23 protein-coding genes and 1 pseudogene are annotated in these 25,637 nt (G+C 63.0%); 3 read left to right on the forward strand and 21 right to left on the reverse strand.

Annotation, left to right across the window (positions count from 1 at the left end):
• Nucleotides 1-545: 545 nt before the first annotated feature.
• The 8 genes from AC1DE3_RS21365 to AC1DE3_RS21400 all read right to left on the reverse strand — a co-directional run bounded on the left by AC1DE3_RS21365 (nt 546) and on the right by AC1DE3_RS21400 (nt 9,173).
• Nucleotides 546-2,648: a chorismate-binding protein gene (locus tag AC1DE3_RS21365; protein ID WP_476852748.1), complete on the reverse strand. Its 2,103-nt coding sequence runs from the start codon at nt 2,646-2,648 to the stop codon at nt 546-548.
• Nucleotides 2,645-3,646: an amino acid ABC transporter permease gene (locus tag AC1DE3_RS21370; protein ID WP_476852749.1), complete on the reverse strand. Its 1,002-nt coding sequence runs from the start codon at nt 3,644-3,646 to the stop codon at nt 2,645-2,647. Before AC1DE3_RS21370 ends, AC1DE3_RS21365 begins: the two co-directional genes overlap by 4 nt.
• Before the next feature lie 88 nt (nt 3,647-3,734).
• Nucleotides 3,735-4,838, reverse strand: a complete 1,104-nt coding sequence (locus AC1DE3_RS21375; protein ID WP_476852750.1) for an amino acid ABC transporter permease — start codon at nt 4,836-4,838, stop codon at nt 3,735-3,737.
• Between the two features lie 65 nt (nt 4,839-4,903).
• The gene (locus tag AC1DE3_RS21380; protein ID WP_476852751.1) at nt 4,904-5,929 is read right to left on the reverse strand and encodes an amino acid ABC transporter substrate-binding protein; all 1,026 of its coding nucleotides are present in this window, start codon (nt 5,927-5,929) and stop codon (nt 4,904-4,906) included.
• Between the two features lie 410 nt (nt 5,930-6,339).
• Complete coding sequence (locus AC1DE3_RS21385) at nt 6,340-7,137, reverse strand: transporter substrate-binding domain-containing protein (protein ID WP_476852752.1); 798 nt, start codon at nt 7,135-7,137, stop codon at nt 6,340-6,342.
• A gap of 40 nt (nt 7,138-7,177) precedes the next feature.
• On the reverse strand, nt 7,178-7,825 hold the full coding sequence (locus AC1DE3_RS21390) for an amino acid ABC transporter permease (protein ID WP_476852753.1): 648 nt from the start codon (nt 7,823-7,825) through the stop codon (nt 7,178-7,180).
• A 3-nt stretch (nt 7,826-7,828) separates the two neighbouring features.
• The gene (locus AC1DE3_RS21395) at nt 7,829-8,506 is read right to left on the reverse strand and encodes an amino acid ABC transporter permease (RefSeq protein ID WP_476852754.1); all 678 of its coding nucleotides are present in this window, start codon (nt 8,504-8,506) and stop codon (nt 7,829-7,831) included.
• Between the two features lie 10 nt (nt 8,507-8,516).
• On the reverse strand, nt 8,517-9,173 hold the full coding sequence (locus tag AC1DE3_RS21400) for an HD domain-containing protein (protein WP_476852755.1): 657 nt from the start codon (nt 9,171-9,173) through the stop codon (nt 8,517-8,519).
• Nucleotides 9,174-9,285: 112 nt separating this feature from the next.
• Between AC1DE3_RS21400 and AC1DE3_RS21405 the strand changes: the two genes are divergently transcribed.
• Nucleotides 9,286-10,176, forward strand: coding sequence for a LysR family transcriptional regulator (locus tag AC1DE3_RS21405; RefSeq protein ID WP_476852756.1), 891 nt, complete (start codon nt 9,286-9,288; stop codon nt 10,174-10,176).
• Between the two features lie 389 nt (nt 10,177-10,565).
• Here the strand turns inward: AC1DE3_RS21405 and AC1DE3_RS21410 are convergent, their stop codons facing one another.
• Nucleotides 10,566-10,934 (reverse strand): SIS domain-containing protein, encoded by a 369-nt coding sequence (locus AC1DE3_RS21410; protein WP_476852757.1) that lies wholly within the window; start codon nt 10,932-10,934, stop codon nt 10,566-10,568.
• A gap of 72 nt (nt 10,935-11,006) precedes the next feature.
• On the opposite strand from AC1DE3_RS21410, the pseudogene AC1DE3_RS21415 reads away from it, so the two are divergent.
• A pseudogene (locus AC1DE3_RS21415) lies at nt 11,007-11,710 on the forward strand (IS6 family transposase).
• 140 nt (nt 11,711-11,850) lie between these two features.
• Here AC1DE3_RS21415 and AC1DE3_RS21420 read toward each other — a convergent pair.
• The 10 genes from AC1DE3_RS21420 to AC1DE3_RS21465 all read right to left on the reverse strand — a co-directional run bounded on the left by AC1DE3_RS21420 (nt 11,851) and on the right by AC1DE3_RS21465 (nt 22,075).
• Nucleotides 11,851-12,702 (reverse strand): beta-keto acid cleavage family enzyme, encoded by an 852-nt coding sequence (locus tag AC1DE3_RS21420; RefSeq protein WP_476852758.1) that lies wholly within the window; start codon nt 12,700-12,702, stop codon nt 11,851-11,853.
• Between the two features lie 33 nt (nt 12,703-12,735).
• Nucleotides 12,736-13,746, reverse strand: coding sequence for an ABC transporter ATP-binding protein (locus AC1DE3_RS21425; RefSeq protein WP_476852759.1), 1,011 nt, complete (start codon nt 13,744-13,746; stop codon nt 12,736-12,738).
• Nucleotides 13,743-14,792: an ABC transporter ATP-binding protein gene (locus AC1DE3_RS21430; RefSeq protein WP_476852760.1), complete on the reverse strand. Its 1,050-nt coding sequence runs from the start codon at nt 14,790-14,792 to the stop codon at nt 13,743-13,745. Before AC1DE3_RS21430 ends, AC1DE3_RS21425 begins: the two co-directional genes overlap by 4 nt.
• An 11-nt stretch (nt 14,793-14,803) precedes the next feature.
• On the reverse strand, nt 14,804-15,703 hold the full coding sequence (locus AC1DE3_RS21435; protein ID WP_476852761.1) for an ABC transporter permease: 900 nt from the start codon (nt 15,701-15,703) through the stop codon (nt 14,804-14,806).
• Nucleotides 15,704-15,717: 14 nt separating this feature from the next.
• Complete coding sequence (locus tag AC1DE3_RS21440) at nt 15,718-16,671, reverse strand: ABC transporter permease (RefSeq protein WP_476852762.1); 954 nt, start codon at nt 16,669-16,671, stop codon at nt 15,718-15,720.
• A gap of 81 nt (nt 16,672-16,752) precedes the next feature.
• Nucleotides 16,753-18,258 carry an ABC transporter substrate-binding protein gene (locus AC1DE3_RS21445; protein WP_476852763.1) on the reverse strand — a complete coding sequence of 502 codons (1,506 nt, stop codon included), beginning with the start codon at nt 18,256-18,258 and terminating at the stop codon, nt 16,753-16,755.
• A 233-nt stretch (nt 18,259-18,491) separates the two neighbouring features.
• Nucleotides 18,492-18,692: a hypothetical protein gene (locus tag AC1DE3_RS21450; protein WP_476852764.1), complete on the reverse strand. Its 201-nt coding sequence runs from the start codon at nt 18,690-18,692 to the stop codon at nt 18,492-18,494.
• 3 nt (nt 18,693-18,695) lie between these two features.
• Nucleotides 18,696-20,132, reverse strand: coding sequence for an amidase (locus AC1DE3_RS21455; protein ID WP_476852765.1), 1,437 nt, complete (start codon nt 20,130-20,132; stop codon nt 18,696-18,698).
• A gap of 180 nt (nt 20,133-20,312) precedes the next feature.
• On the reverse strand, nt 20,313-20,816 hold the full coding sequence (locus AC1DE3_RS21460; RefSeq protein WP_476852766.1) for a LeuD/DmdB family oxidoreductase small subunit: 504 nt from the start codon (nt 20,814-20,816) through the stop codon (nt 20,313-20,315).
• Nucleotides 20,813-22,075 carry an aconitase/3-isopropylmalate dehydratase large subunit family protein gene (locus AC1DE3_RS21465; RefSeq protein WP_476852767.1) on the reverse strand — a complete coding sequence of 421 codons (1,263 nt, stop codon included), beginning with the start codon at nt 22,073-22,075 and terminating at the stop codon, nt 20,813-20,815. The genes AC1DE3_RS21460 and AC1DE3_RS21465 overlap by 4 nt, the downstream gene beginning before the upstream one ends.
• Nucleotides 22,076-22,180: 105 nt before the next feature.
• On the opposite strand from AC1DE3_RS21465, the gene AC1DE3_RS21470 reads away from it, so the two are divergent.
• Nucleotides 22,181-23,206, forward strand: coding sequence for a LacI family DNA-binding transcriptional regulator (locus AC1DE3_RS21470; RefSeq protein ID WP_476852768.1), 1,026 nt, complete (start codon nt 22,181-22,183; stop codon nt 23,204-23,206).
• A gap of 573 nt (nt 23,207-23,779) precedes the next feature.
• On the opposite strand, the gene AC1DE3_RS21475 is transcribed toward AC1DE3_RS21470, so the two are convergent.
• The gene (locus AC1DE3_RS21475) at nt 23,780-24,823 is read right to left on the reverse strand and encodes an AI-2E family transporter (protein WP_476852769.1); all 1,044 of its coding nucleotides are present in this window, start codon (nt 24,821-24,823) and stop codon (nt 23,780-23,782) included.
• Between the two features lie 111 nt (nt 24,824-24,934).
• The coding region (locus AC1DE3_RS21480; protein ID WP_476852770.1) for an LssY C-terminal domain-containing protein at nt 24,935-25,637 on the reverse strand (703 nt) is incomplete at its 5' end.

Genomic DNA, 25,637 nt, shown 5'->3' on the forward strand with positions numbered 1-25,637 from the left:
TGAGGCTTGTGCCGACCTGCGACCTGGCTCGAATCTGTCGAACGGACCGATCGCATTATCCGCCATTTCAAGCGCCGTTAAAGTGGCCGTTGGCACCCCTGGGAAGGCGAATGAAGCGCTCTGCGGGCGAGCCAGCGCTTCAGAGCGTGAAGACATCGCCATCGCGGGCGAAGACGCTGTCGGGAGCCCGCGCCTGCAGACCTGCCTCGCGGCTACGCAGCAGCGCATCGTCCGCCGTGGGCGCATGGTGGATACAGGCGAGCCGGTGGGCGCCGGCCGCCCGCGTCAGCGCGAGCCCGGCCTGCCAGGTCGAATGCCTTCAGCCACGATGGGCCGATGAGTCGCTGTCGGCGCACCGCATTGCGTCATAGGCGATCAGGTTGGCATCGCGGCAGTTCCGGAAAGCGCTTCGGACAAGCGCCAGGAAAAGACGTTGGCCGATTGCCCAGAACCGGACGCTTCCAGCGCGCCGCGGTGTCAGCCGGATGCCGATCATCTCCCAAACACAGAAGGCGAGGCTCGTCGGGCACTAGACAAATGCGCTTTCACCATCCGCGCTTAGCACGTTGAAGAAACGCATTGATCAGTCTCTGCGGATTTTGGGTAAGCAGCGATTCCGGGCGGAACAGCAACCCCGCTACGGGAAGCGTTTCATGTTCAAACGCCAACGCCTCCCCGGCATCACCGTGAGCAATCTCGCGCAAGGGCGCTGGAACCTGCCCCGAAGCGATGAGGCGACGGTGGTAGCAGCCGACGACGAACGGCTCGACTAAGTTCGGCAACAGCCATGAAGAGTCCGACAAGGGTCGGGCCAAGGCCCTTTCCCCGTGGCGCGGAGCGCTCGCTGATTCAACCTTCACGCCGAACAGCCGAGCCAGCGCCAGCATGCCGTGGCCGAGCGCAAGGACCGGTCGTCCGGCGTCGAGGAGCGCCGCCAGACTCTCACTGGTGGTCTCGAGCGCTCCATCCGAAAGGTCCGGGGAGACGATGTAGGCGCCACCGGCCCATGACCTCCGCCCAACCGCAGGCAACGGTTCCAGAGTGACTTCCGCGCCCGCGGATACCAGGAGGGTTTCCAAGGTCTGTGCGAATGGCGCCCCGCCCAGGATCGTAACCGGCATCGGCGTGGTTCTAACCGAACGAGCGACGCTTGGCGGCGACGGAATGGCTTCGGGCTGCGTAGCCTGGGCCGATGCGAGGTCGAGCGTGCGCAGCAGCGCGCCGGCCTTCGTCACGGTCTCCCGCTCTTCGTCGGCCGGGTCGGACGAGTGCAAGATTGTCGCGCCGACCGTGATTTCCGCAGCGCCTCCGGTAACCCGCATGGAACGTAGGACAATGCCGGTGTCCACACGGCCATCGAAGCCGAGGCGCCCGATGGCGCCACCATACCAGCGCCGCGGCGCATCTTCATTGACATCGATGAAGGCGATCGCTTCGCGGCGTGGCGCACCCGTCAGCGTGACCGCCCAGACATGGGCGCGAAAGGCATCGATCGCATCGCGGTCTGGACGAAGACGCCCTTCGACATGATCGACCGTGTGCAGCAGATGCGAATAGGTCTCGATCTGCCGGCGGCCAAGAAGGCGGATCGAGCCGGGCTCGCACAGGCCCGCCTTGTCGTCGCGGTCGATATCCGTGCACATGGTGAGCTCGGCCGCCGCCTTGGGTGAGTTGAGAAGCTCGAGTGCCCGCTCGGCATCCGCGACAGCGTCTTCCCCGCGCCGGACCGTGCCCGAAATCGGGCAACTTTCGACACGACTGCCGTCGACGCGCACGAACATTTCCGGTGAGGCGCCGACCAGCGCCTCGGTCCCGAGATTGGCCAGGAATTCATAAGGGCTCGGATTGACACGATCGAGCAGGCGAAAGAGGGCGTCCGGCCCAGCCGATATTTCGCGCCTGAAGGTCTGAGCAAGGACGACCTCGAACAGCTCGCCAGAGCGGCAGGCTTCAACCGCTCGGGCCACCATCTCGGCATAGGGCTGATCATTCCTCGCCACCACGGGTGCCGAGGTCGTCAGGGTGGAAGGGCTTCCCGTTCGCGGGAGGCCTTGCGTCGACCGTCCGCCCAGCGTGAAGTCATAAGTAATGACCTTGGCCTGCCCGGTTTCTGGATGGTCCGCGGCAACGATCCGGTCCGGCAGGTAGAGGACCATGTCGTCGTGGTCAGCTGGGTGCCCGGCGCGCCTCTCCAGTCCCAGCGTGTGAAACGCCACATCGAAGCCGAAGGGGCCAAAGAGGCCGAGATGCGGATCGTCTGAGCTGAGCCCGGCCACGACATTCCGGAGCGTTTCGAACAATGTCTCGCTCGCTGCGAGGCGGCCTTCGACCCTATCTGGAAGAGCCTCCAACTCGGCTATGCCGCCGCGCTTGAAGGCCTCCGTGATCGTCGGCAGGAGAATGCTTCCACGCTCATTCAATGCCCGGCACGACAGGCGATCCGCACGCAATGAAAACCGCAGCGGCGGATCGATGAATCCGAGCCAGTGCGGCTGATAGCGACCGGGAAACGCGAAGTTGCAGCGCAGCAGCAAGCCTTGGCGCATGCCAAGCTCGTCGATCAGTGTATCGAGCCCCCTCTGCGCGCTGATCGTCTCCTCGCCTCGCGTGACGACGAGTCCGGATGGCGTTGCGAAGCTATGAGTCACGTCGATGATGTCCGCTTGTTATCGAGATGCCGTTCCATGCGGGCGGCGACCCTTGAAAGGCTGAAACAGATCGCAAAGAAGAACAGTCCGGCGAAGAGATAGGCCTCTGCCGAGTAGCCGTTCCATTTCGGATCGGCGACGGTGAGCTGCACGACGCCGAGCAGGTCGAAAACGCCGACCACGAGGACCAGCGTCGAATCCTTCAGCATCTGGATGAAGGTGCTGACGATATTGGGCAGCGCCGCACGCAGCGCCTGCGGCAGCACGACGAGGCTGAGGCAGCGCCAATAGCCCAGCCCCAGAGCCCTGGCCGCTTCCGCCTGCCCGGTCGGGATCGTGCGCAGCGCCCCGCGCACCACCTCGGCCATATAGGCCGAGGCGTAGAGGCACAGCCCGACTACGACCCGCGTGAACAGGCCGATCCCTTCGCCACCGGGCACGAAGAGCGGAAGCAGCACAACGGCCATGAACAGGATGGCGAGGAGCGGGACGCCGCGGATGACCTCGACGGTCATGTTCGCAAGCCCGCGCCAGAGGGGGCTGTCAGCCTGGCGGCCGAGTGCCAGGACGATCCCTGCCGGCAGCGACACCACCATCGCGGTGATCGACAGGAGCGCCGTCACGAAAAGGCCGCCCCACTGATCGGTTTCTACTGAAGCCAGGCCGAACACACCGCCCGCCGCCAGCACAAAGGCTGCCGCGATTCCGATCGCGGCACCTGCGATGGTCCCCGCCGTCTTCCGGCGCAGGCCGGGAAGCAGCGGCACCAAGAGCCAGCCGAACAGCAGCAAAAAAGCCAGATCCAGCCGCCATCGGGAGGGGGCGGGATAAAAGCCGTAGATGAACTGCGGCAGCCGCTCTCGGATGAAGAGCCAGCAGGCGCCGCGGCCATCACAACTCGCCGCCTCGCTCCACGGAAGTACCGCATCGAACACGGCCCAGCGAAACAGCTTTGGACCAAGGAAGATCCCAGCGGCCAGAATCACTGCGAGAAGCAAGACACTTCCTGCGCGCCATCGCCGTCTCGCAGGCGAAGGGGGCGGCAGTTCGGACGTTGTCAGGGACATGGGAAGACCGGAGCTTTGGTCACGCGCGCCAGTGCCTGGCTTCGCTGCGATGAACTAGGCCGGAGATGCCCAAGCTGATCGCGAGATACACCGCCATCGTGATGCCGATCACCTCGACGGCCTGTCCGGTTTGATTGAGCGTGGTCTTGCCGAACACCTGCATCAGATCGGGGAATCCGACGGCCGCAGCCAACGACGAGGCCTTCACGACGTTGACGAACTGGTTGCCGAGCGCTGGCAGGGCAGCGCGGACCGCCTGCGGCAGGATGATCAGCCGCAAGGTGGCGAAGCGGCCGAGGCCGAGCGACTGCGCAGCCTCCCATTGGCCGGCAGGCACGGAAACAAAGCCGCTGCGAAACGCCTCTCCGATGAAGGCGGCGGCATAAATCGCGAGCGCCGTGACCAGCGCCGCGAATTCTGGGGGCAACGTGAGGCCGCCAGTAACGTTGAAGCCGCGTTGTATCGGCAGCTCCCAATCGGCGAAGGCGGCGGCAGCGAGAAGGAGAAGCGCTCCCGCGGTCGCGAACGCTGTTCTCACTACGGCTCGCCGGAAAAGGCCGATCGCCATCGACAGGCGGCGCTCCATGGTGGCGGTCAAAATCGACGCCGCCGCTGCTGCCAGGCAAAGCAGAACGACGGGATTCATTCCCGGCGCCGCAACCACGATTCCGCGGTTGTTGAGCAGCGCGAAGCTGCCGAGATGAAGCGACTGCCTGACCGGCGGCAGCGCGCCGAACACCATGAAATACCAGACGAACAGCTGCAGCAGCAGCGGCGTGTTGCGGATAAGCTCGGTCGCCGCGGTCGCCAGGGTGCGCAGCGGAGGGTCCTCGGACAGGCGAGCGATTGCCAGGCCGAGCCCGAGGCCTGTCGCAAGTGCAATCGCCAATGCGGAAACGACCAGCGTATTCAGCAGGCCGACAAGGAAGGCGCGGGCATAGCTCTTTGTCGCGTCATACGGAATCAGGCCGAAGCTAACGTCGAAGCCGGCCGTATCCCAGAGGAAGCCGAAGCCCGCATGGATTCCGCGGGTCCGAAGCGTGAAAATCGCCATGACGGCGAGCGCGGCGACGGCGCAAGCCGTCGCGACGTAGACACCATATTCGATGCCATCGCGGCGCATGAAGCCCTTGCTCGCGCTTCGAGAAGCCGCCGCCATGGAATCAATTCACCGCTTGTCGGCTGACGTCATTGGAAGGAGGGCGAGAACAGGAGACCGCCATCGCGCCAGAGACGGTTCAGGCTGTTTTCGCGCGGGATGACGATCGCACCCTTCGGCCCGAGATTGCRCTCGTACATCTCGCCATAATTGCCGACGGCCTTGATGACGCGCCCAGCCCAGTCCTTGTCGAGCCCGATCAGCTTGCCGAGATCGCCGTCCGTGCCCAGCAGCCGCCGGATCTCCGGATCGGTTGTATTGGCAGCGAGATCGTCCACCTTGGCAGCGGTCACATCCAGCTCTTCACCGGCGATCAGCGCGTTCAGCGTCCAACGCACGAGATTCGCCCACTGATCGTCGCCCTGGCGAACGACCGGACCGTTCGCCGCTTTCGAGATCGTCTCGGGCAGGATGATATGGGCGCTCGGGTCCTTCAGCTTGGCGAGGCGGGCCGAAAGTGTCGACTTGTCGGTGGTGAAGGCGTCGCAGCGTTCCGCTTCATAAGCGGCGACGACCTGGTCCGCCTGCTCGAACACGACCGGCTTGTACTTCATGTTGTGCTGGCGGAAGTAGTCCGCCAGGTTGCGCTCCGTCGTCGTCCCAGTCTGCGTGCAGATCGTTGCTCCTTCCAGTTCACGAGCGCTCTTGATCCCGACCGACTTCCGCACGAGGAAACCCTGGCCGTCGAAGAAGGTGACACCGGCGAAAGACAGACCAAGCCCGGCTTCGCGCGACATGATCCAGGTCACGGAACGGGAGAGGATATCGACCTGGCCCGACTGAAGTTGGGCAAAGCGTGCAGCGGGCGTTGCCGGCAGGTATTTCACCTTTTCCGGATCGCCGAGGACGGCAGTCGCGACCGCCCGGCAGAAATCGACATCGAGGCCGCTCCAGCGACCCGACGCATCGGCGGCGAAGAAGCCCGGGAAGCTCTCGCCCACGCCGCAATTGAGCGTGCCGCGCGCTTTCACTGTGTCCAGCGTGCCTGCGTACACAGGGGTTAGCATCGGGGCGACCAACAGGGCCGCGGCCACGGCAAGCTCACGTAATTTCATTGGATGATGTCCCGAGATGATCCCGACTGCGACCGCAGGTTTAGGCAGCTCCATTCATCGGCGCAAGCATCGCTGACGAGTGCCGTGCGCTCGCCATGCCCGGCCTTTGAGAGCAGTGTCGCGCAGCTCGGCCCTCGCGACGGGACGGCCTACTGCCAACCTTCTCTGGGTGTGGAGGGCGTGTGGTGAAGGTCGCCAGTTATGAATTACATCGAGAACCGACGAAATGAGCCGCTTATCGTACTGTTCGACTGTGGCTTCGCGCCAGTTGCGGACGTTGAGACACCGCCTGCAAGCTGACATTCACATCAAGAGATATCGGCGATCCGGACAGGCGCCATTTTTTGCCCGGCAACCCATAGACCGCGCGGCACGGCTGATCGGCCGTACCGCTCGGGCATTCGTGCTTCTCAGAACGCCGGGAGCGGCTTCCAGGCGTCGCCCATCCACTTCTCGTAGGCCTTGGGGATGGCCCCGTTGAGGATGTTGACGAACAGGAAGGTGTTCACCCAGCGCTGGAAGTCGAAATCGCCGCGGCGCACGCCCATGGCGTAGACATTGCTGGTCAGCGTCAGTTTGCGCTCGAACTTCTTGTCGGGATAGCGCTTATTCAGCTCCGAGGCGAGGTAGGAGACCGTGCCGGCCGCATCGACCTGCCCGGCGACGAGCGCATTGAGATTGGCGCTGTCGTCGGCGAACTGGACGAGCTGCAGGCCGGGGATATTGGCCTGGGCGATGAGATTGGCATAGGCCGAGCCGCGAGCGACGCCGACGCGCTTGCCGGCGAGGTCCGAGAGCTGCGTCGCCTTCAGCTCCGGCGGCCCGATCACCATCGATTCATGCATGCCGTAGGGCGCGGTGAACAATACCGACTTGGCACGTTCCGGCGTGATCTGCAGCGTCGAGGCGATCACGTCAGCCTTGCCGGTCAAAAGGCTCGGGATACGGTTCTCGTTATTCACAGGTACGATTTCGAGCTGCACGCCGAGCTCCTTTGCCAGCATCTTGGCGATTTCGACATCATAGCCATCCGGCTGCATCTCGGTATTAGTGGTGCCGAATGGCGGCGAAGCCGTGTTGACGCCGACCAGCACCTTGCCCCGTTTCAGCACCGCATCCAGCGTCTGGGCCTGGGCGGTCGCGCCGGCCAGTACCAGCGGGATCACGGCTGCAAGGCTGCGCAGCCAGTTTCCGAACCTCATCGTCATCGTCTCTTTCCCCTCTTCTTGCGTTGACGGACTACGGGCTTCAGTGGGAACGGGCCTGACGCTGCTCCAGCCATTCGGAGAGCAGCGTGAAGGGCAGGCACATCGCGAAATAGGCCGCTGCCACCGCGCTGAAGGCGAGCAGCGGCTGGAAGGTCGCGTTGCTGACGATCTGGCCGGCGCGGGTCAATTCGATGAAGCCGACGATCGAGGCCAGCGAGGTGTTCTTGATCACCTGGACGACGAAGCCGCAGCTCGGCGCGAGCGCGATGCTGAGCGCCTGCGGCAGGATGACCAGCCGCATCCTGAGCATGCGAGTCAGGCCGAGCGCCGAGGCGCCTTCCCACTGGCCTGGTGGCACCGCCCGGATCGCGGCGAGCCAGATCGTCGAGAAATAGGATCCGGCATAGAGAGTCAGCGCCAGCGCACTCGACAGCAATGCGCCAATGTCGAAACCGGCGGCGCTGAGTCCAAAATAGGCGATCAGCAGCAGGATCAGTAGCGGCGTGCCCTGGACGAATTGCACGAACAGCATCTGGCAGCGGCGGACGAACGGACGGCGGCTAAGGCCGAGGCCCGTGAGCAGCGCGCCGAAGGCGCCGCCGCCGGCGAGTGCCAGCAGCGACAGGAGCAACGTCCAGCGCAGCGCTAGGACGATATAGGTCAGCTCGTTGACGCCGATGCTGCGCATGGTTCAGGCCCAGACCCGGCTGCCGCGGAACAGCCTCAGCCCCAGTAGCCAGAGCAGGAGCCGCTGCAGGTAGTTGAGGAGGAGGTAGAGCCCCGCCGCCACCGAGAAGACCTCAATGCTGCGGAAGGTGTCGGAGTTGATGTCGGAGACGACGGCGGTCAGTTCCTGCGCGCCGATGGCGGAGGTGATGCCGGTCGACAGCATCAGCAGCACGTTCTGGCTGACGAGCGCCGGATAGACCCGCGCGAGCGCCGGCGGCAGTACGATGAAGGCAAGGATCTGCCAGGGCCGCAGCGCCAGGCTCTTGGCCGCCTCGACCTGCCCGCGCGGCGTCCCGGCGAGCCCGGCGCGGATGATCTCGCCGATATAGGCGGCGTTGTTCAGGACCAGTGAGACGCAGGCCGCCGCTACCGGAGAGAGGCGGATGCCGAGCGAAGGCATGCCGAGATAGATGACGAAGAGCTGCACCAAGAGCGGCGTATTGCGGAATATCTCGACATAGCCCCGGGCGAGCCAGCGCAGCGGCCAACGCGCGGAGCGCCGCGCCAGCGCGATGAGCAGGCCCGCGCCGGTACCGAGGGTCATGCCGACCAGGGTCAGCAGCATCGTCAGGACAAGCCCGTCCACCAGAAGCGGCCAGCGCTCGATGACAGGCCCGAAGGTGAGCGAATAGCCGGTCATCGCGCAGAGGTCATGGCAGTGGCCGCGGTGTCATGATCGGCCCGGCGGCCGAGAGACTGTCGGCGCGGCAGAGCCCGAGCGCCGCCGCGCTGTACCACCAGGAATTGTCGGCCCAGCGCACGATCATGCATTCGGTGCTGACCTTGATGTGCTGCCCCTCCATCGAATGGCCGAGCGCGATATGGGCGATGGTCTCCGGCAGCCCGGCCGCTAGGCAGATATGGGCGCCGTAGACGGAGTGGCGCAGTGAGGGATAGCCGGCCCGATCGGGGCGCTCCTGCCAGCGTGCGAGGTTGACCGGGTCGCATTCCCAGCACTTGCCGATGTCGTGGCAGAGCGCGCCGGCGAGCACGAGGTCGCGGTCGAGCTGGACCTGCGGGAAGGTCGAGGTGAACTCGTCGACGATCGCCATGGCGAGCTTGGCGACACCGCGCAGATGCAGCTCCTGCGAGCCCTGATGCAGCACGAAATGGTTGGGCGCGCCCTCGCCCGGCATGTCGGAGATGCGCGCGAAGGAAGAATCGCGTAGCGACAGGGCCCAGGCACGGATGACGGCTTCGCGCAGCGTCTCGTCGCCGATGCCGAGGATCTCGGGTAGGTCCTCCAGGATACCAGCGCGGACCTGCGGCGGCACATTGCTCAATTCGGATTCGGGCAGGGTCGGCACGGAGAACCTCGGCTGTCTGGCGCGTCTTGAGTGGGAAGCCTAAGCCCAGCGCTTTCTTGGTTTCCAATCGAAAATGCGGTTAGGCTGATAGAGCCATTGTATCGGATCACCGATGACGAGCCTGAAACTGATCGAGGCCTTCTATTGGGTGGCGAAGCTGCGTAGCTTCCACGCCACGGGGCGGCGGCTCAATCTGACGCAGCCGACCGTGACCTACCGGGTGAAGGAGCTGGAGCGCCAGATCGCCCGTCCGTTGCTGGTCCGCAGCGACCAGCCGGTGCGCCTGACCCCGCAGGGCCAGATGGTCTTCGCCTATGCTGAACGGCTCGTCAGCCTGATGCAGGAGATGCATGAGCATCTCGGGCGCGACAGCCCGGTGAGCGGCGTGCTGCGGCTCGGCGTGATGGACGCCTTCGCGGCGATCTGCCTGCCGGACCTGCTCCGGGACCTGTCCGAGCGCCATCCGAACCTCGCCGTCTCGGTGGTGGTCGATCTCAGCCACAGCCTGACGCTGAAGCTCGATGCAGGCGAACTCGATATCGCCGTGGTTTCGACCCCGCCTAGCGTGGCCGGGCTGCGCTACCTGCGCCTGGGCGCGCTGAACGTCGCCTGGATTGGCACGCCGCATTATCGCGGCATCGTGCGCGATGCTCGCGCCCTAGCCCGCCAGCGCATCTTCTCGACGCCGCCACCTTCGAACGTCGGCAGCATCATCGCCGACTGGTTCCGCGCTGCCGGGATTGACATGCCGACGCTCAGCATCTGCAACAGCATGCCCGCCATCGTTGGGCTGGTGACGGCCGGTGCGGGCGTCGGCGTCATGCCGGTCAAGCTGGTCGAGGCGGCCATCAAGACCGGCACCCTGTGCGTCCTCGACCAGATCGAGCCGGTGACGCCACAGGACGTCTTCATCGGCGTTCCCGTCGGGGTGCTCGATCCGGTCATTCCGGTCACGACGGAGGCCATCCGCGCCGTAGCCAATCGACATGCCTTTTGTGACTAACGTTGGCTTGCAAGTAGTCGGACCACAAATGGGCGCTTCGGTTAGCTCAACGCATCCAGGAGCTCGGTTATCACGCAATCTGTGCTTAATGGCTCGCGGCGTCGAAGCCATGATCGGCCTTGGCAATTTGCCAGACATGCGAGATGCGCCAATGGCGGAAATTGGGTGTTCGCCCGAAAGCAGACCTGTCGGAATGTGCGGACTTGCTAACGCCGATAAAGCGCCTCACGAGGTGGCGAAGGCTGCGCCGCCAGCCCGTTTGAGAAGAAGCACCGCTCAAGGCATTGGCCGCCACTCCAGAGCTTCGGAGTGCCCCGGCCTAACCCGTCTGGATGATGGGCGACTGGATGCTCTTGGCGTCACGCGAGGCCATCGCCCATCGGCCCGTCCTACAGCGTCTGCGTAACCTTCCTGAGATGAGGCTGTCTGTCAGGGTCCAGCCCGCGAGCCGCGGCGAGAGCGGCGATCCCGCCATAGAATGCCCGCGCCTGCACGAGCGGCGCCAGCGCAGCAGGGACATCGGGCGGGATCGGCAGCGCCGTGACTACCTCGGCCCCCTCGCCGGCATAGGTGATGTCAGCGCCCAGCCCGGCGAAGGCGGCCGCGATAGACAGCGTGCTTTGGCTCCCCTCATCGGCCGGATCGAGCACCAGAACCGGAAATCCGGGGCCTGCCAGCGCCATCGGTCCACGCAGCACTTCGGCGGCGCTGAAGGCCTCGGCATGGATGCGGCAGGTTTCCTTGAATTTCAGCGCCATTTCCTGGGCGATGCCCAGTCGGCGTTGTCAGGTTAACTGCGGCGTTTCAGGGAGGGGTGTAGATGGGCTCGGATGAGCTTGCCGACCATCAGCTACAAGCGGCATCGGTTCCCACCGGCAATCATCGCCCATGCGGTGTGGCTGTACTTTCGCTTTCCCCTGAGCCTTCGCCTGGTCGAGGAGATGCTGCTGGAGCGCGGCATCGTCGTCTCCTACGAGACGCTGCCGCCCTGGGCTCCGAAGTTCGGGGGGAATACGCTCGCCGGCTTCGGCGGAAGAAGCCGAGCCCGCGCGACATCTGGCATCTCGACGAGGTCGTCGCCACCATCGCCGGCAAGAAGCGCTGGCTGTGGCGTGCGGTCGAGCAGGACGGCCCCATCCTCCATAAGATCGTTCAGACCCCGCGTGACACCAAGGCAGCGCGACGACTGCTGACACGCCTTCTCAAGAAGCAAGGCTGCCCGCCCTGGCATATGATCACCGGCAAGCTCGGCTCCTATGCCGCCGCCCGGCGCCAGATCATGCCGGCGATCGAGCATCGCGCGCACAAAGGCCTCAACAACCGGGCCAAGAACTCACACGTGCCGCTCCGAAAGCGCGAGCGCGCGATGCAAGGCTTTCGATCACCGGGAAGCCTGCAACGCTTCGTCGCCGCCTTCTCTGCTGTCCGCAATCTCTTCGTTCCACCCCGGCTCAGTCGCTCAGCCCTAGCCACCCATCTACATCGTCGGGGCGCCATGGCGCATTGGAAAGCCGTGGCCGGCGTCACCGCCTGAGCCTGCAAACAGGCCGAAAGCGCCTCGTGGCGCCCGCCCGCAGTTAACGTCACAACGCCCTCACTAAGCCACCCCGGCTTGATCGACAGCTTTCCCAACGCAGGCGGCTTCAACCTACGAACGTGCGCCACGCCTATCCCCTATATGATGCCGAGCAGTCTCCGCGCTACGGTTGGTGATGCTACTGGACGTCCGTGACGCGCTGCCTCGTTGACCCACTGCTTGATCAAAGCCGCGTTACTCGGGGCGCGTGAGCCGTCGTTCATAAGACGGACGTCTTCAAACCCGGTCCGAATATGACCACCTCGCGCAATGGCCCCGTCAAGTAGACCGGCATGGATCGCGATGCTCGGACCCGTCTGCGCGGATAGGGACCACTCGCTTCCGTCCGGGACTTCCCTAATAAGCCAATCCAGCAATTCGATGTCCGGTTTGAGCGTCCCTGGGAGGCCCATAACGAACTGAAAAAAGAACGGCGGCTTGATCTGGGCGGCAGTCAACCTTGGCAGGCATTGCAGATGTGCGCTGTCGAAAATCTCAATCTCCGGCCGCAGGCCGGCTTTTGCGATGGCGCCCGCCATCGCAAGCTGAAAACTCGGGCTGTTGTCATAAAGCCGCTCGCCGATATTGAAGCTGCCGCCAGCGAAGCTGACGATCTCGGCTCCAGTTTCTACGATCGCCTGCCGTTGGGCATGCGAGGCGCGGCCGCCATCGTCGCCCGCGGAGAAGTCCAGCACAGCGTCGCAGCCTCGGTCACGGATCGACCGTGCTATCGCAGCATAGACTGCGGGCTCCATCGTCGTTTCGCCAGTCAGCAGGCGCGCATGGATGTGGATGACGGCCGCGCCCGCTGCATGGCAAGCGATTGCGTCTTCGACGATCGAATCCGGGTCTAGGGGGTGACCCTGCCCAGTGGCTGCTGCGGCCACGCCGCCAGTGATTGCCGCCACGATGATCAACGGTTTGGCGCTACTGGCAAGTAGAAGTGTCATGAGAGGCTAATCCGCATACGCATAAAAAAATTCTCAGGCGAGGCGGATGCAGCGCGCATGATGCGAGCCACCAAGCGAAAAATTCGTCGGCTGACCGTCAAGGCAGCCCTGTATCGAACTGCTGCAGCGCGGCGCGAAGGCGCAGCCGGGTGGAAGCTCCGCGAGATCGGGGGGCGCGCCCGGGATTGGATCGAGCTTGCGCCCCTTCGTGCCGGCATGGATCGTCGAGCGCAGAAGCCCCTCGGTGTAAGGGTGGCGCGGCGCATCCATGACCTCGGTGACCGAGCCGGATTCAACGAAGCGTCCAGCATACATCACGGCGATCTGGTCGGCGACTTCGCAGGCGACACCCAGATCATGAGTGACGAAGATGGTCGCCATGCCCAGCTCCATTTGCAGTTCGCGCAACAGCAGCAGGACCTGGATCTGAACGGTGGCATCGAGCGCGGTTGTCGGCTCGTCGGCGAGCAGCACCTTCGGTCGGCAGGCTAAGGCTAGCGCGATCATCGCGCGCTGACGCAAGCCACCGGAAAGCTCGTGCGGATACGCGCCCAGCCGTTGCCTAGCGGACGGGATCTGCACTAATTCCAACAGTTCCAGTGCTCTGGCCCGAGCGGCCCGCCTGGAAAGCCCGTCGTGATAGGCAACCGACTCGGCGATCTGGCTGCCGATCGTGAAGACGGGATCGAACGCCGTCATTGGTTCCTGGAAAACCATCGAGACCAGCCGTCCCCGGATGTCGCGCAAGCCGCGTTCCGGCAGCGACAGGATACCGATCCCATCGATTTTGATGGATCCGCCGATGCGGGCAGTCGATGGGAAGAGGCGCATCAACGCCCGCATGGTAACGCTTTTGCCAGAGCCGGATTCGCCGAGCAGGCAGAGCACCTCTCCCTGCCGGAGGTCGAAGCTGACCCCGCTGACGACCTGGATATCGAGATCGCGGGAGACGAAGCGCACCGTGAGATCGCGGACATCGACCAGCGGCGCGGTCGCCGGGGAGGTGGCCTCAGGGAGGCGGTGGTGTTCGTGCACGTCCATCATCTCCGTCCACCGTCGCTAAGGCTTTGTCCAGAGCCGTGTTGTTGCGCATGGCACGCCACGACGTGATCGCTGCCGGCGGCGGTCAGTTCGGGTTCGCGTTGCGCGCAGAGCGGCTCCGCGATCACGCAGCGCGTGCGGAAGCGGCAGCCTGACGGGGGATTGATGGGGTTTGGCGGATCGCCGGACAGGGGCGCCGCCGAGACGCGCCGACGCGGATCCATGGAGAGCCGCGAGGACAACAAAGCGCGCGTATAGGGATGGCGCGGCGCCTCGAAAATCTGCTCGACCGGCCCGATCTCGATCGCCTTGCCGAGATACATCACCAGCACGCGGTCACTGATGTATTGCACGACGTTGAGGTCGTGCGAGATGAAGATATAGGTCAGCTCAAGCGTCTGCTTTAGCTCCTGGAGCTGGTTCAGCACTTGCGCCTCGACCGACTTGTCGAGCGCGGAGACGGCTTCGTCGAGGATCAGCAGGCTCGGTCCGAGCGCGAGAGCCCTGGCGATATTGACGCGCTGACGCTGGCCGCCGGAGAGCTCATGGGGATAGCGCTGCGCGAACATCGCGGGCGACAGCCCGATCATGTCGAGAATTGAGTGCGCCCGCCGTTTCGCTTCAGTGCGATCGATACCATTGGCCTTGAGGCCGAAGGTGATGGAATCCTCGATCGTCAGGCGCGGGTTCAGGGATGCGTAGTAGTCCTGGAACACCATCTGGATCTGCTTGCGCAGGTCGCGCAAAGCGGCGTTGCCGGCCGCCGCTGTCGTGGCCCCGTTCAACGCAACCGCGCCTGAATCAGGTTCGACCAGACGGATCAGCAGGCGCGCCAACGTCGACTTGCCACAGCCGGACTCGCCGACGATCCCCAGAGTTTCGCCCTTGCCGACGTCGAAGGAGACGCCATCGACCGCCTTGACGTGGGCCTGGGCGCGGCCGAGCAGGCCGCCCTTGATCGGAAAATGCTTCCGCAAATCGGCGACGCGCAGCAGCGGTTGGTCTGCGAGATCGTCGAGGGAGGCGGTTTGAGGCCGTGCGGGGATCATTGTTGGCCGCCTCAAACTTTGACGTCCATTGCGCTGCGCAACCCGTCGCTGATCAGGTTGGAGCACATGGAGGTGATGAAGATCATGATGCCGGGCAGGACCGCATTGAGGGGCGCGATGTAGATGGACTGCCGCAAGGTGTTGAGCATCAGTCCCCACTCGGCTTCGGGCGGCACGACACCCAGGCCAAGGAAGCTGAGACCCGATGCGATCACGATCGAGACGCTGATCAGGCTCGAGGCGTAGATCAGGATCGGACCGGCGACGTTGCTGAAGACATGGCCGGTCAAGATCCGCCAGCTGGCGGCGCCCGAGGCGCGCGCCGCTTCGACATAATCCTGCGAGCGGATCTGCGTGGTGACGCTCTCGGCAACGCGGGCCACGGGAGGAATGAAGACGAGCGTCAGGGAGACCAGGCTGTTGACCAGACCAGCCCCAAGAACACCCGAGATCGCGACCGCTAGCAGCACCGAGGGGAAGGCGTAGAACACATCGATCAGGCGCATGATGGCCATGTTGAGCGCGCCGCCGGCGTAACCGGCGATGACCCCGAGCGTGCCGCCGATCACAGTTGCGAGTATGACAGGCATGAACCCCATCAGCAGCGACATCCGCCCGCCATAGATCAGGCGGGAGAGCAGGTCGCGGCCCAGTTCGTCCGTACCGAGCCAGTGGCGTTGATCGCCGACCTGCAGCAGCCGGCGCGCCATGCTTGTCCGGTAGGGGTCGTGAGGCGCGATCAGCGGCGCGAAGATCGCGGCAAGCAGGATGAGCAGAAGAATTGCAGAGCAGATGATGGTGACGCGATCGCGCGCCAGGCGCCGTCCCACCGTCTGCCAGAAGCTGCGCGAGCGCGGGCGCTTGCCGCACGGGTGACCGAGATGGTGTGCGTCGGTAGCGGTATGAGTCATGGGACTAAACTTGCTCAGCTGCGCTTGATGCGCGGATCGAAAGCGCTCTGCACGAGGTCCACGATCAGGTTTATGAAGACGAAGAACATGGCCAGCACCAGAATCGTGCCCTGGAGGATTGGTAGGTCCCGCGTGAAAATTGCCGTATTGAGAAGAAAACCTGTTCCTGGCCAGGAAAAGACGGTCTCGACCAGAATCGAACCTCCGAGCAACTGCGCCAGCTGCAGGCCCATGATGGCCAGTACTGTCGGCGCCGCATTCTTGATGACGTGGACGAAGATGTGCCCCCGCGGCAGGCCCTTTGCGTAGAGCGTCTGAACGAAGTCCTGCTTACGGATCTCCGCCACGGTGCCGCGCACCGACCGAGCGATGATGCCGGCCGGGATCACAGACAACGCGATCGCCGGCAATATCAGATGGCGCAGGCTCTCCCAGTTCAATCCGAAGGCCGAGGAGCCGGCGGCGCCCATGCCCATCGCCGGCAGCGATCCGAGGTTGACCGCGAAGATGGCGATCAAAACCATGCCCAGCCAGTAATGGGGAACGCTGACGCCGGTGACCGCGGCCGCCGTGACGAGGCGGTCGAGCGGGGTGCCGCTGCTGAAGCCGGCCACAAGTCCGAGCACTAACCCGACGACGAAGCCCAATAGGATCGCAGCGAGCGCAAGGATCAGCGTGTTGACGACGGCAGGCGCAACCTCTGCCAGCACAGGCCGGCGGGTCATGATCGAATGTCCGAAATCCCCGGTCAGAACCCGGCCGAGCCAGGTCAGATATTGGACAGGCAAAGGCTTGTCGAAGCCGTAGGCGGCCTTCAACTGCGCGATCAGTTCCGGGCTCGCGCCTTCCGGCAGCACAGAACTCAGCGGATCGCCGGGAGCCAGATGGATCAGTGCGAAACAGACGATCGAGACGCCGAGCGCTATCGGGAGCGTGTAGAATAAGCGCCGCGCAAAATAGGCCAGCATTCTCGTTCCTCAGAAGCTGAAGGCAGATGGGCCGAATCATCGCCGTTCAAGGCGCAATCCGGCCCGGCTATTGTCGTAAAGTCACTGAACCTCGACGGACGTCAGGTCCTGGTTCCAGCTCTGAGCGGGCACGAAGCCCTTCACTTTCGGAGAGAGCGCCCGGGGACCGAGGTCATGGACGACCCAGATCCACATCGCCTGGTCGACGATGCGACTATGCAGGTCGGCGAGCATCTTGCTCTGCTGCACGGGATCAAAGGTCGTCTTCGCGGCCCTGGCGAGCTCGTCCGACCGCGGGTCGTTGTAGCCGCCCCAGTTGAAGCCGGTCGGAACGGGTTCGAACGAGGCCGAGGGCTTGATCAGGGCGATATCGGGGTCCCACAGGCCCCAGCTGTTGTTCACGCCATGGATCCCCTTGTTTTCGGGAGCCCAAGCGCCGGCGCGTCGACGTGCTCGCAGCGCTTCCCAGTCCATCACCGCAAATTCGAGATCGATGCCGACATCGCGGAAGTTTTCCTTGATGTACTCGCTCATCGGCATGGGCAGCATCTGGCCGGAGCCTGACGGGGCGATGACCAACTTGACCTTGACCGGGTTCTTCACGCTGAAGCCGGCCTCGGCGAGCAGTTTCTTGGCGCCCTCGGGGTCGTATTTGATGTCGAAGCTCGGCTTGCCGAACCAGGGGTGACCAGGGTCGAGCATGCCCTTGGCGGGTACCGCCAGCCCACCGAGCAGCTTGACGAGACCGTCCCGATCGATCGCGAGATTGGCTGCCTTGCGGATGCGGATATCTTTGAAGGGGGAGTCATCCAGGAAGCTGATCTGGTAGGGCCAGACATGCGGATAGATGTTGCTGACGATCTGCATGCCGGATTGCTTCAGGCGCGGGACCGCATCGGGTGGCGGGGCCTCGACCCAGTCGACCTGGTTCGACAGGAGAGCGGCCACGCGCGTGTTGGGGTCCGGCATCGGCAACAGCACGAGGCGGTCGGACTTCGGTATGCGCTTCTCATCCCAGTAACCGGTGTTACGAACCAGTTCGGCGCGCTCGCGCTGGATCAGCTTGTCAAGCTTCCATGGACCGGTGCCCGAGGGCTGATAAGCGACCTTGTTCCAGTCCCGGCCAAGCTCTTCCCAGCGCTTTGGGCTTGAAACGAACAAGCCGGCGAGGTTGTAGGGCAGCACGGCGTCGACCGTCTTCGTGGTGATCTCGACGGTGAACTCGTTGATCTTCCGCCATGAGGCGATGCCTCCATAGAGCTGGGAGCCCTGGACGGATTGCGCTTGGTCGAATTGCGGCGCGTCACGCTTCATCAGCTTGTCGAAATTCCAGACCACCGCGTCAGCGTTGAACTCCGATCCGTCATGAAACTTGACGCCGCGGCGCAGATTGAACACCCACTTGGTCTTGTCGACCGCGTCGACGGACCATGTCAGGGCAAGGCCCGGGACAAGCGGGGCCGCTTTATCGGCTTTCGAGAGATCCCAGTTGACCAGCGCGTCATAGACCGTCGGCCCCATGAAGCGCATGCCTTCGTTGCCCTGGCTGGGCTGCCCGGTGGTGAGCGGGACGTCGGCGATCGTCATCGCTACACGCAGGACTTTTTCCGCCCAGGCGGGTGTCACCATTGTAATGGCGGTTAATACCGATGCCGCAGCGAGCCGCTGGACTGTTCTCAGGCGCATGCCATTCCCCCTCTCGGTTATCGCAGTATTATTTTGCCCGCCTTGTTGTTGGGCCTGCGCAGTTCTATTGTCGCCACCTTGGCGTGTTGCTTGAAGCAAGATGCCTGCGCTGGCCGGTTAAGCTTGGATGAGTTTCAGATGCCCGGCATGAATTTCCGGGGATCGAAGGCATGCGCGGGCTCGTCGAACCTCGCGCGCGATTGACGTAGACGCAGCAGCGAAGGCTCGATCTGGCGATAGGAGAGGACGAGTTCGTCAAGCAGTGCGGGCGTCAAGGACAAGCCGGCCAGCTCGACAGCCGCTATGATCTGCTCGCGGGATGCGCGCTTTTCCATCACTCAAGACCTCCGGCCGATGGGCGACGCCAGAGCCGGCACGCGCCGGTGCCAGTCCGTCGTGGCTTGGTAGGCGTCGCCCACGCGAAGCACTGTTGCCTCCTCGAATGGCCGGCCTGCGATCTGCAGCGACAGAGGCAATCCGTCGCTCGAAAAACCACAGGGAACCGAGAGCGCCGGATTTCCCGTCAGACTAAACGGCATGGTGATCATCGGTCGCCGCTTGATGAAATCGCCGCAGTTGGGGTCGTTCGGCTCGGCCACCGACATCCAGCCAGCCGTGGCGAGCACATCAAAGCGCGAGAACGCTGCAAAGGTTTGCGAGGTCAACTCGCTGCGCCAGCGCAGCGCCTGCACATAGTCTTCCGCGCGGACGAGGCTGCCGGCGAGCAGCCGTTGCCGCAGCGAACCCCCGAAATCATACGGCCGTTCTTTGAGCTCATTGACGTGGATTGTGTAGACTTCGGCAAGCGAGACCACGATCTTGCAATCGATGTAATCCTGCAGCGGTGGCAGCGTCACCTCTTCGACGATTGCGCCCATCGACGCCAGGTGCCGGGCAGCGGCGTCGACGGCATCCGTCACGTCCCCGGTCGCGTCCTTGCAATACCAGCGCCTCACGAGTCCGATCCGCAGCCCGGCGACGGAGCCGGTGAGTGCCGCCAAATAGTCCGACACCGGCTCATCGCAGCTGCCGGGATCCTGCGGATCATGCCCGGCCACCGCTGCCAGGAGTAGGGCGCAGTCCTCGACCGTGCGCGCCATCGGTCCGCAATGATCCATCGAGAAGGTATTGGGATGCACGCCACGCCGGCTGACACGCCCATAGGTGGGCTTCAGTCCAGCGATGCCGCACACAGCCGCCGGCCAACGCACGGAGCCGCCTGTATCCGTGCCGAATGCGCCCGCCACCATGCGCGCCGCAATCGCAGCGCCATTGCCCGAGGACGACCCACCTGGCAGGTGACGCTCGCTCCATGGATTGACTGCGTTTGGCCAAGGTAGATCCCAGGAGGGCCCCCCTGCCGTGAATTCGAACGTTGCGGTCTTGCCGAGAAGGATAGCGCCGGTCTGCTTCATCGACGCTGCGACAGCGGCATCTTCGGTCGGGACATTGTCCTGGAGCACCTTCGAATGAGAGGTGGTCCTAATCCCTGCTGTCTCGATACAATCTTTCAGGGCGAACGGAATGCCGTCGAGCCCGCCACGATAACCGCCAGCGGCTATCCGCGCTTCGGCGCTGCGGGCGCCGGCGCGAGCCTGATCCGCAGTGACGGTGATGAAAGCATGGAGCGTTGGGTCCAGCGCATCAATTCGCGCCAGAGAGCTCTCGACCAGTTCGACGGGTGAAATGGCGCCGCGCTCAACAAGCACGGAAGCCTGCGCGATTGTGAGATCCGCCAGATCAGTAGGAGCTGAAATCGTCTTGCTATCAATCATTGTGGGACGTGCGCGACTGAGATTCGTCCTGCCTACGCAGGAGGGTCGGTCCGCGCGGCGTTGCAGTGTCGGCGAGGATCGGTGCACTGCGCCACAACGTGGGCGCTTGCGCCGGGCGATGCGGTTTACGGGGGTCAAGCGGCCGCCCTGCCCACTCGATGGTGCGGAGGAGCGGGAGCGTCACGCCGAAACTCCCTTGCTCATGAACCGACGGGACATGAACGGAACAAGCCCGCCCGCCGAAAGGATTTCCAGAATGGACGAGCTGAACGGAGAGAAGTCAGCTGTGCACCCATGACTTTCGACGACGCCACGATCAAAATCCACGAGCATATCCTCGTCCGGATCGGCAAAATCGACCGCGGAAGGACAGATCACCGCAGGCAGGCCAATGTTGATGGCGCTGCGATAAAAAATGCGACTGAAGCTGCGGGCCACGACGCAGGAAATCCCCGCCGCCCTGATCGCCAGCGGGGCGTGCTCTCGCGAGGAGCCGCAGCCCATATTATCGCCCGCGACGAGGATGTCGCCCGAGTGAACACGGGTCGCAAACCCCGGTATCAGACTGAAGAAGCAGCCTTCAGCCAATTTTATCGGGTCGAGCGTGCCGAGATATCGGGACGGAATGATCTGATCGGTATCGATGTGGTTGCCAATGATATGCGCTCGGCCTGTCATGATCATTGCACTATCGCCTCCGGGGACATGATCTCACCGGCAACGGCCGCGGCGGCAGCGACATAGGGGCTGCTGAGATAGATCTGCGCTTCGGGGCTGCCCATGCGGCCTGGAAAGTTGCGATTATGTGTAGCGATGCAGACATCGTCTGAAGCAAGAACGCCCTGATGCCAGCCCGTGCAGGGCCCACAGCCAGGCGGGTTGATTTGCGCCCCCGCTGCACGAAACTCGTCGATGAGGCCGAGTTCTTCGGCTTGCCGCATAATAATGCCGGTTGCCGGTGTGACGATCAGCTTGACCCCTTTGGCGACCTTGCAGCCGCGCAATATCTCGAGTGCCTGCTGGAGGTCGACCAGACGGCCATTGGTGCAGGTCCCGATACAGACCTGGGTGACGGCGACGGCTTTGATGTCGGAAACGGGAACGACATTGTCCGGGCTGTTTGGTTTGGCGACCAGCGGGGTCAATGTGCCGATGTCGATATCCAGCGTGCGCTCGAATTCGGCGTCGTCGTCCGACGAGATCTGTTCGTACGGGACGTCCGTGCGCGCAGCAAGGTAGTCCCTCACCTTCTGATCAGGAGCCATGAACGCTGTCTTCGCGCCCATTTCGATGCCCATGTTTGCGATCGTGAAGCGCTCATCGACCGAGAGGGCATCCAACGCCTCGCCAGAGAATTCGAGAGTTTTGTAACGAGCCCCATCGACGGTCAGGATGCGCCCGGTTTCGAGAACGTAGTCCTTGCTCGTTAGATACTTGCCGGGCTTGCCATGATAGCGCACGCGGATGGTCTCCGGCACGCGCATCCACGTCTCGCCAAGAGCGTAGATGTAAGCAAGATCGGTCGATCCCATGGCAAGACCAAGGGCGCCCAGGGTGCCATAGGTGCAGGTGTGGGAGTCGGCGTTGCAGATGAGCATTCCTGGTCGGATGAAGCCCAGATCCGGCACCAGGGCATGATCCATGCCCTCCGTATCGGCGTAAAATCGCTCAATGCCCTGCTCGCGGCACCATTGACCGACCCCGTCGACAGTATCGCCAAACGCTTTGTCACGAAACGGCATGTGCCGGCCGGCGACGATGCAAATCTTCCGGGGGTCGAAAACCCGTGTGGCGCCAGCATTTCGGAACTGCTTGATCGCTAATGGCGACGTCATGTCGTTCGACATCGCGAGATCGACCTTCACCGTGACGGTCGCACCGACCGCGACATGACTGCGACCACTGTGATTGGCGACGATTTTCTGGGTGGCCGTAAAACCCACGGGGTGCCTTCCGGAAATTCAATTCATTGGTATCGATACCAGTAGAGTTCAACTTGGGCTGTACGTCAAGTATGGATACCTTCTCAGTTCGGATACATTGCGCCCATGATCCAGAAGATTCGCACCGGCCTCCCGCATGTGAGAATGAAGGACGTCGCCGCTCACGCGGGCCTCTCTCCCATGAGTGTGTCGCGTGCCCTACGCACCCCCGATCAGGTCACGAAAGACACGCTGCTGCGTGTGCAGCGGGCCGTGAAGGAGCTAGCCTATGTGCCGAACAGGTTGGCGGGCGGACTCAAGGCGCCCGGCCGCACACAGCTTGCTGCGGCCATCGTTCCCAGCGTCCGGGATTCGTTGTTCGCGGCCACGCTGCAAGGCATGACCGAGACCCTCCGCATCAAGGGCATCAATCTGATGCTCGGCGGCAGCGGCTATGCCTCGAAGGACGAGGCATCCCTCATCGCTGCCTTTCTGGCTCACCGGCCGTGCGGGCTCGTCCTGCACAACACGAAGCACTCGCCCCTGGCCAGGCAATTGCTGCGCAGCGCTGGGATCTCGATCGTCGAGACGGGCGACCTGACGAGCCGCCCCGTCGATCTCGTTGTCAGCTACTCGAATTTCAAAGCCGCCAAGACAATGACCGAATATCTGATGCGCAGGGGCTACGAGCGCATTGCCTTCGTCGGTCCAATCGCAGCCCACAGCGAGCGCGCAAAGGAACGCCAACGCGGATACAGGGCGGCCCTGAAGGATGCAGGAATGATTGTGGACAATGCCCTGATCTTTGAGAAGCAAGGCAGCTATGAGAACGGAGCCAAGGCGCTCGCGGACATCATCCAGATGAAGCCGAAGGTCGGTGCTATCTTCTTTGCCGGTGACGTGCTGGTGATCGGCGCCATGCTGGAAGCCATAAGGCGCGGTTGGAACATACCCAGGCAAGTCGCCATTGCCGGATTCGATGATTGGGAGATCTCTCGCCAATTCGCGACGTCGATCACTACGCTGCAGATCCCCCGCTACGAAATCGGCAGGAATGCTGCAGAACTGCTTCTGCGTCGCCTGGATGGCGACGGCAGCGCAATTGCGCCGATCGATGTCGGATTCCGCATTATCCAGGGCGACAGCGCCTGACTTGAACTAAGCCGACAAGGAGCGGACCGTTCAGCTTCCGATAGTAGCAAATTCGTTAGCATTTGGGTGGGTTTAGACAGCCCGCAAGCGGACCTTCCCAACGTCAGCAACGGGCCATTTTTTGGTCAACCTGATGAGGTGGCCAACATCAATCTCGGGTCGAAAGCAGGATGCGGCTTCCGACGTCGGCTAGCGGTGAAATGCGGTATTCCCAACGCTACTCGTCGGATGCACGCATGTGGAGATTAAGCTCCGCAAGGTCGAGCGGTTTGAAAAGCGGCGCTTCAATCGCGGTTTTCAAGTCGATTTCCTCGCCTGATCGAGGCGCCGCAATGAGCCGTCGCAGCTATTCGGGATGCGAGGACGATCCCTCAGTCGATCTCTTCTCTGCCAACCGATGGCTTTGAACTCTCGCCTCTGCCAGTGCCATATCGAGAAAATAGGACACGCTCCCGATGCCCACGCCGAAGCGACATCTCGCAATTCGATGATCTGAGCGATCACGTCTTCGATTTGCTGGATCGCCGCCCCACAGTCGGGCGCAGGATCATGATCCCGGCCAGATCGGATTAACTACGATCCAACTAGAGACTGCCGCCTCGCAAACCGCAGGATCACGCCCAGCGATGCCGCGAGAGGTATCGCCAACAACACGCCGATGAAGCCGAACAGCCATCCAAAAGCGAACAGCGCAAACATCATCCAGACCGGGTTGAGCTTGACGCGGCGACCAATGAAGCGCGGCGACAGCACATAATCGGCAAGCATTTCTCCGACGACGAAGATGCCCCCCACCACGGCGACCGGTGCCCAATTCGGCCAGAATTGGGCCATTGCAACACAGGCCGCAACTAAGAACCCGGTGGCGGCCCCGAAATAGGGAACAAAACTGATGAGGCCTGCGGTCATTCCTATCAAAATGGCATGGTTGAGCCCTGTCATTTTCAGAGCTGTCGCATAAAGCACGGCAAGAACGAGACAGATGACGACCTGCCCACGCACGAAGCCAGCGACCGTATCGTGGATTTCACGCCCAAGCGCCCGCATATCGTCGCGGTATGCCGGGGGGAACCAGCCATCGACCGTCGCAATCATTCTTTGCCAGTCAATTGCGAGATAGACGGCGATGATCGGCGTGACGACGATGAGCGAAAGAAGGGAAATCAAGGCCAGCCCGCTCGACCACAACGAGCGAAGGAAACCATCGAGCCAGTTGCTGCCCATCGTCTTCGCGATTTCGGCGGTGGATTGCTCGATGTGGAGTTCGCCGCCCATGACACTGTGCAGCCAGGGGCGGCTTGCATCGCTCGTGAGCGACTGGAGTCTTGTGACGTAGCCGGGAAACTCCTCAACGAAAAATCTGAGCTCGCCAATGATGGCCGGAAGCATCACGAGCAGAAAGGCGATGAGAGCCGCGACCAGCGGAAGGAAGACGGCCAGAGCCGCCAAAGAACGGTTGATCCCGACCCGCTCCAGCCTGTCGACCACCGGAACGAGCAGGTATGCGAGCAACGTACCGACCACGAACGGCAGCAGGATTTGGCGCAACAGCACCAACGTGACCAACGCGAGCGCAGAGACCGCGAGCCAGAACGTCGCTGGTCGTGTAATTCTCATCGGCCTTCGTCGCACATGCGGTTTCGAGCTCGACTGCCGCCTTCGGTGCCCACCGATTCCCAGCGCGGATCCACGAATCCGAGCGAGAGTAGCGGTCGTACAGATCCTTGTTCAATTTTCCATCAGGCTAGCGAAGGCGATCTCGCCATCGGTAATGTAGTGGTTAACCTTTCCGGTCTGCAACCGTGATCCGGATTGGTGCAATGCGACCTCCCCGATCACCCGCTTTGCCTTTAACTGGGTGACGACGTAGTTGCGTTCCGCATTCGTGTCTGAATCGGTCGCATGGGTGACTTGGAGCGTGAGTAAAAACGCGCGTATCATTCGCCACGAGCTCGCGACCCCCAAACGATCGGCTGTTGACCAACCCGCCGTTGCAAACGCATCGCAGAGCTGTTGAAGGGGGCCGATGAGGACGAGGTTTACCGGATCGCCAGCCAAGCCATCTCCGGTGATCGTGTATTTAGGGATAAGTCTCCGGTGGAGAACCTTCAGCCCCATTCGGACCACATTTGGCAAAATGACATAGGCTGCCAGCCCGTAAGTGAGGCTTACTGCCAGGATCCACGGAAGTCGGTGGTCCGCCGTGTCGAATACGACGAAGACTATCAGCCAGACGCTGAAGGCGCCGAGGCAGAAAATGAGCAACCTCTKGAATAGGCGCGCAAGGAATCGCAAAATCTTTGTCCTGTCTGGCAGGAGATGAGCTCGTCGCAGCTCTGTCTGTTCGTATGCAGGTTTCACCGTCCAGCCCGGCATTAGGCCTCGGATCCGACGCCCGTTCAACGGGTAAAGGCGACCGAGGCCACGCATA

The sequence above is a fragment of the Allobosea sp. 10L417 genome, assembly GCF_056395485.1.

Bases quoted from the DNA above. Each gene is read 5' to 3' on its own strand.
- AC1DE3_RS21475 (WP_476852769.1), bottom strand. From the start codon at position 24,823: ATGAGAATTACACGACCAGCGACGTTCTGGCTCGCGGTCTCTGCGCTC.
- AC1DE3_RS21425 (WP_476852759.1), bottom strand. From the start codon at position 13,746: ATGATGGACGTGCACGAACACCACCGCCTCCCTGAGGCCACCTCCCCG.
- AC1DE3_RS21390 (WP_476852753.1), bottom strand. From the start codon at position 7,825: ATGCGCAGCATCGGCGTCAACGAGCTGACCTATATCGTCCTAGCGCTG.
- AC1DE3_RS21440 (WP_476852762.1), bottom strand. From the start codon at position 16,671: ATGCTGGCCTATTTTGCGCGGCGCTTATTCTACACGCTCCCGATAGCG.
- AC1DE3_RS21430 (WP_476852760.1), bottom strand. From the start codon at position 14,792: ATGATCCCCGCACGGCCTCAAACCGCCTCCCTCGACGATCTCGCAGAC.
- AC1DE3_RS21395 (WP_476852754.1), bottom strand. From the start codon at position 8,506: ATGACCGGCTATTCGCTCACCTTCGGGCCTGTCATCGAGCGCTGGCCG.
- AC1DE3_RS21410 (WP_476852757.1), bottom strand. From the start codon at position 10,934: ATGGCGCTGAAATTCAAGGAAACCTGCCGCATCCATGCCGAGGCCTTC.
- AC1DE3_RS21455 (WP_476852765.1), bottom strand. From the start codon at position 20,132: ATGATTGATAGCAAGACGATTTCAGCTCCTACTGATCTGGCGGATCTC.
- AC1DE3_RS21385 (WP_476852752.1), bottom strand. From the start codon at position 7,137: ATGACGATGAGGTTCGGAAACTGGCTGCGCAGCCTTGCAGCCGTGATC.
- AC1DE3_RS21420 (WP_476852758.1), bottom strand. From the start codon at position 12,702: ATGACACTTCTACTTGCCAGTAGCGCCAAACCGTTGATCATCGTGGCG.
- AC1DE3_RS21460 (WP_476852766.1), bottom strand. From the start codon at position 20,816: ATGATCATGACAGGCCGAGCGCATATCATTGGCAACCACATCGATACC.
- AC1DE3_RS21375 (WP_476852750.1), bottom strand. From the start codon at position 4,838: ATGCGCCGCGATGGCATCGAATATGGTGTCTACGTCGCGACGGCTTGC.
- AC1DE3_RS21445 (WP_476852763.1), bottom strand. From the start codon at position 18,258: ATGACGATCGCCGACGTCCCGCTCACCACCGGGCAGCCCAGCCAGGGC.
- AC1DE3_RS21405 (WP_476852756.1), top strand. From the start codon at position 9,286: ATGACGAGCCTGAAACTGATCGAGGCCTTCTATTGGGTGGCGAAGCTG.
- AC1DE3_RS21435 (WP_476852761.1), bottom strand. From the start codon at position 15,703: ATGACTCATACCGCTACCGACGCACACCATCTCGGTCACCCGTGCGGC.
- AC1DE3_RS21450 (WP_476852764.1), bottom strand. From the start codon at position 18,692: ATGGAAAAGCGCGCATCCCGCGAGCAGATCATAGCGGCTGTCGAGCTG.
- AC1DE3_RS21470 (WP_476852768.1), top strand. From the start codon at position 22,181: ATGATCCAGAAGATTCGCACCGGCCTCCCGCATGTGAGAATGAAGGAC.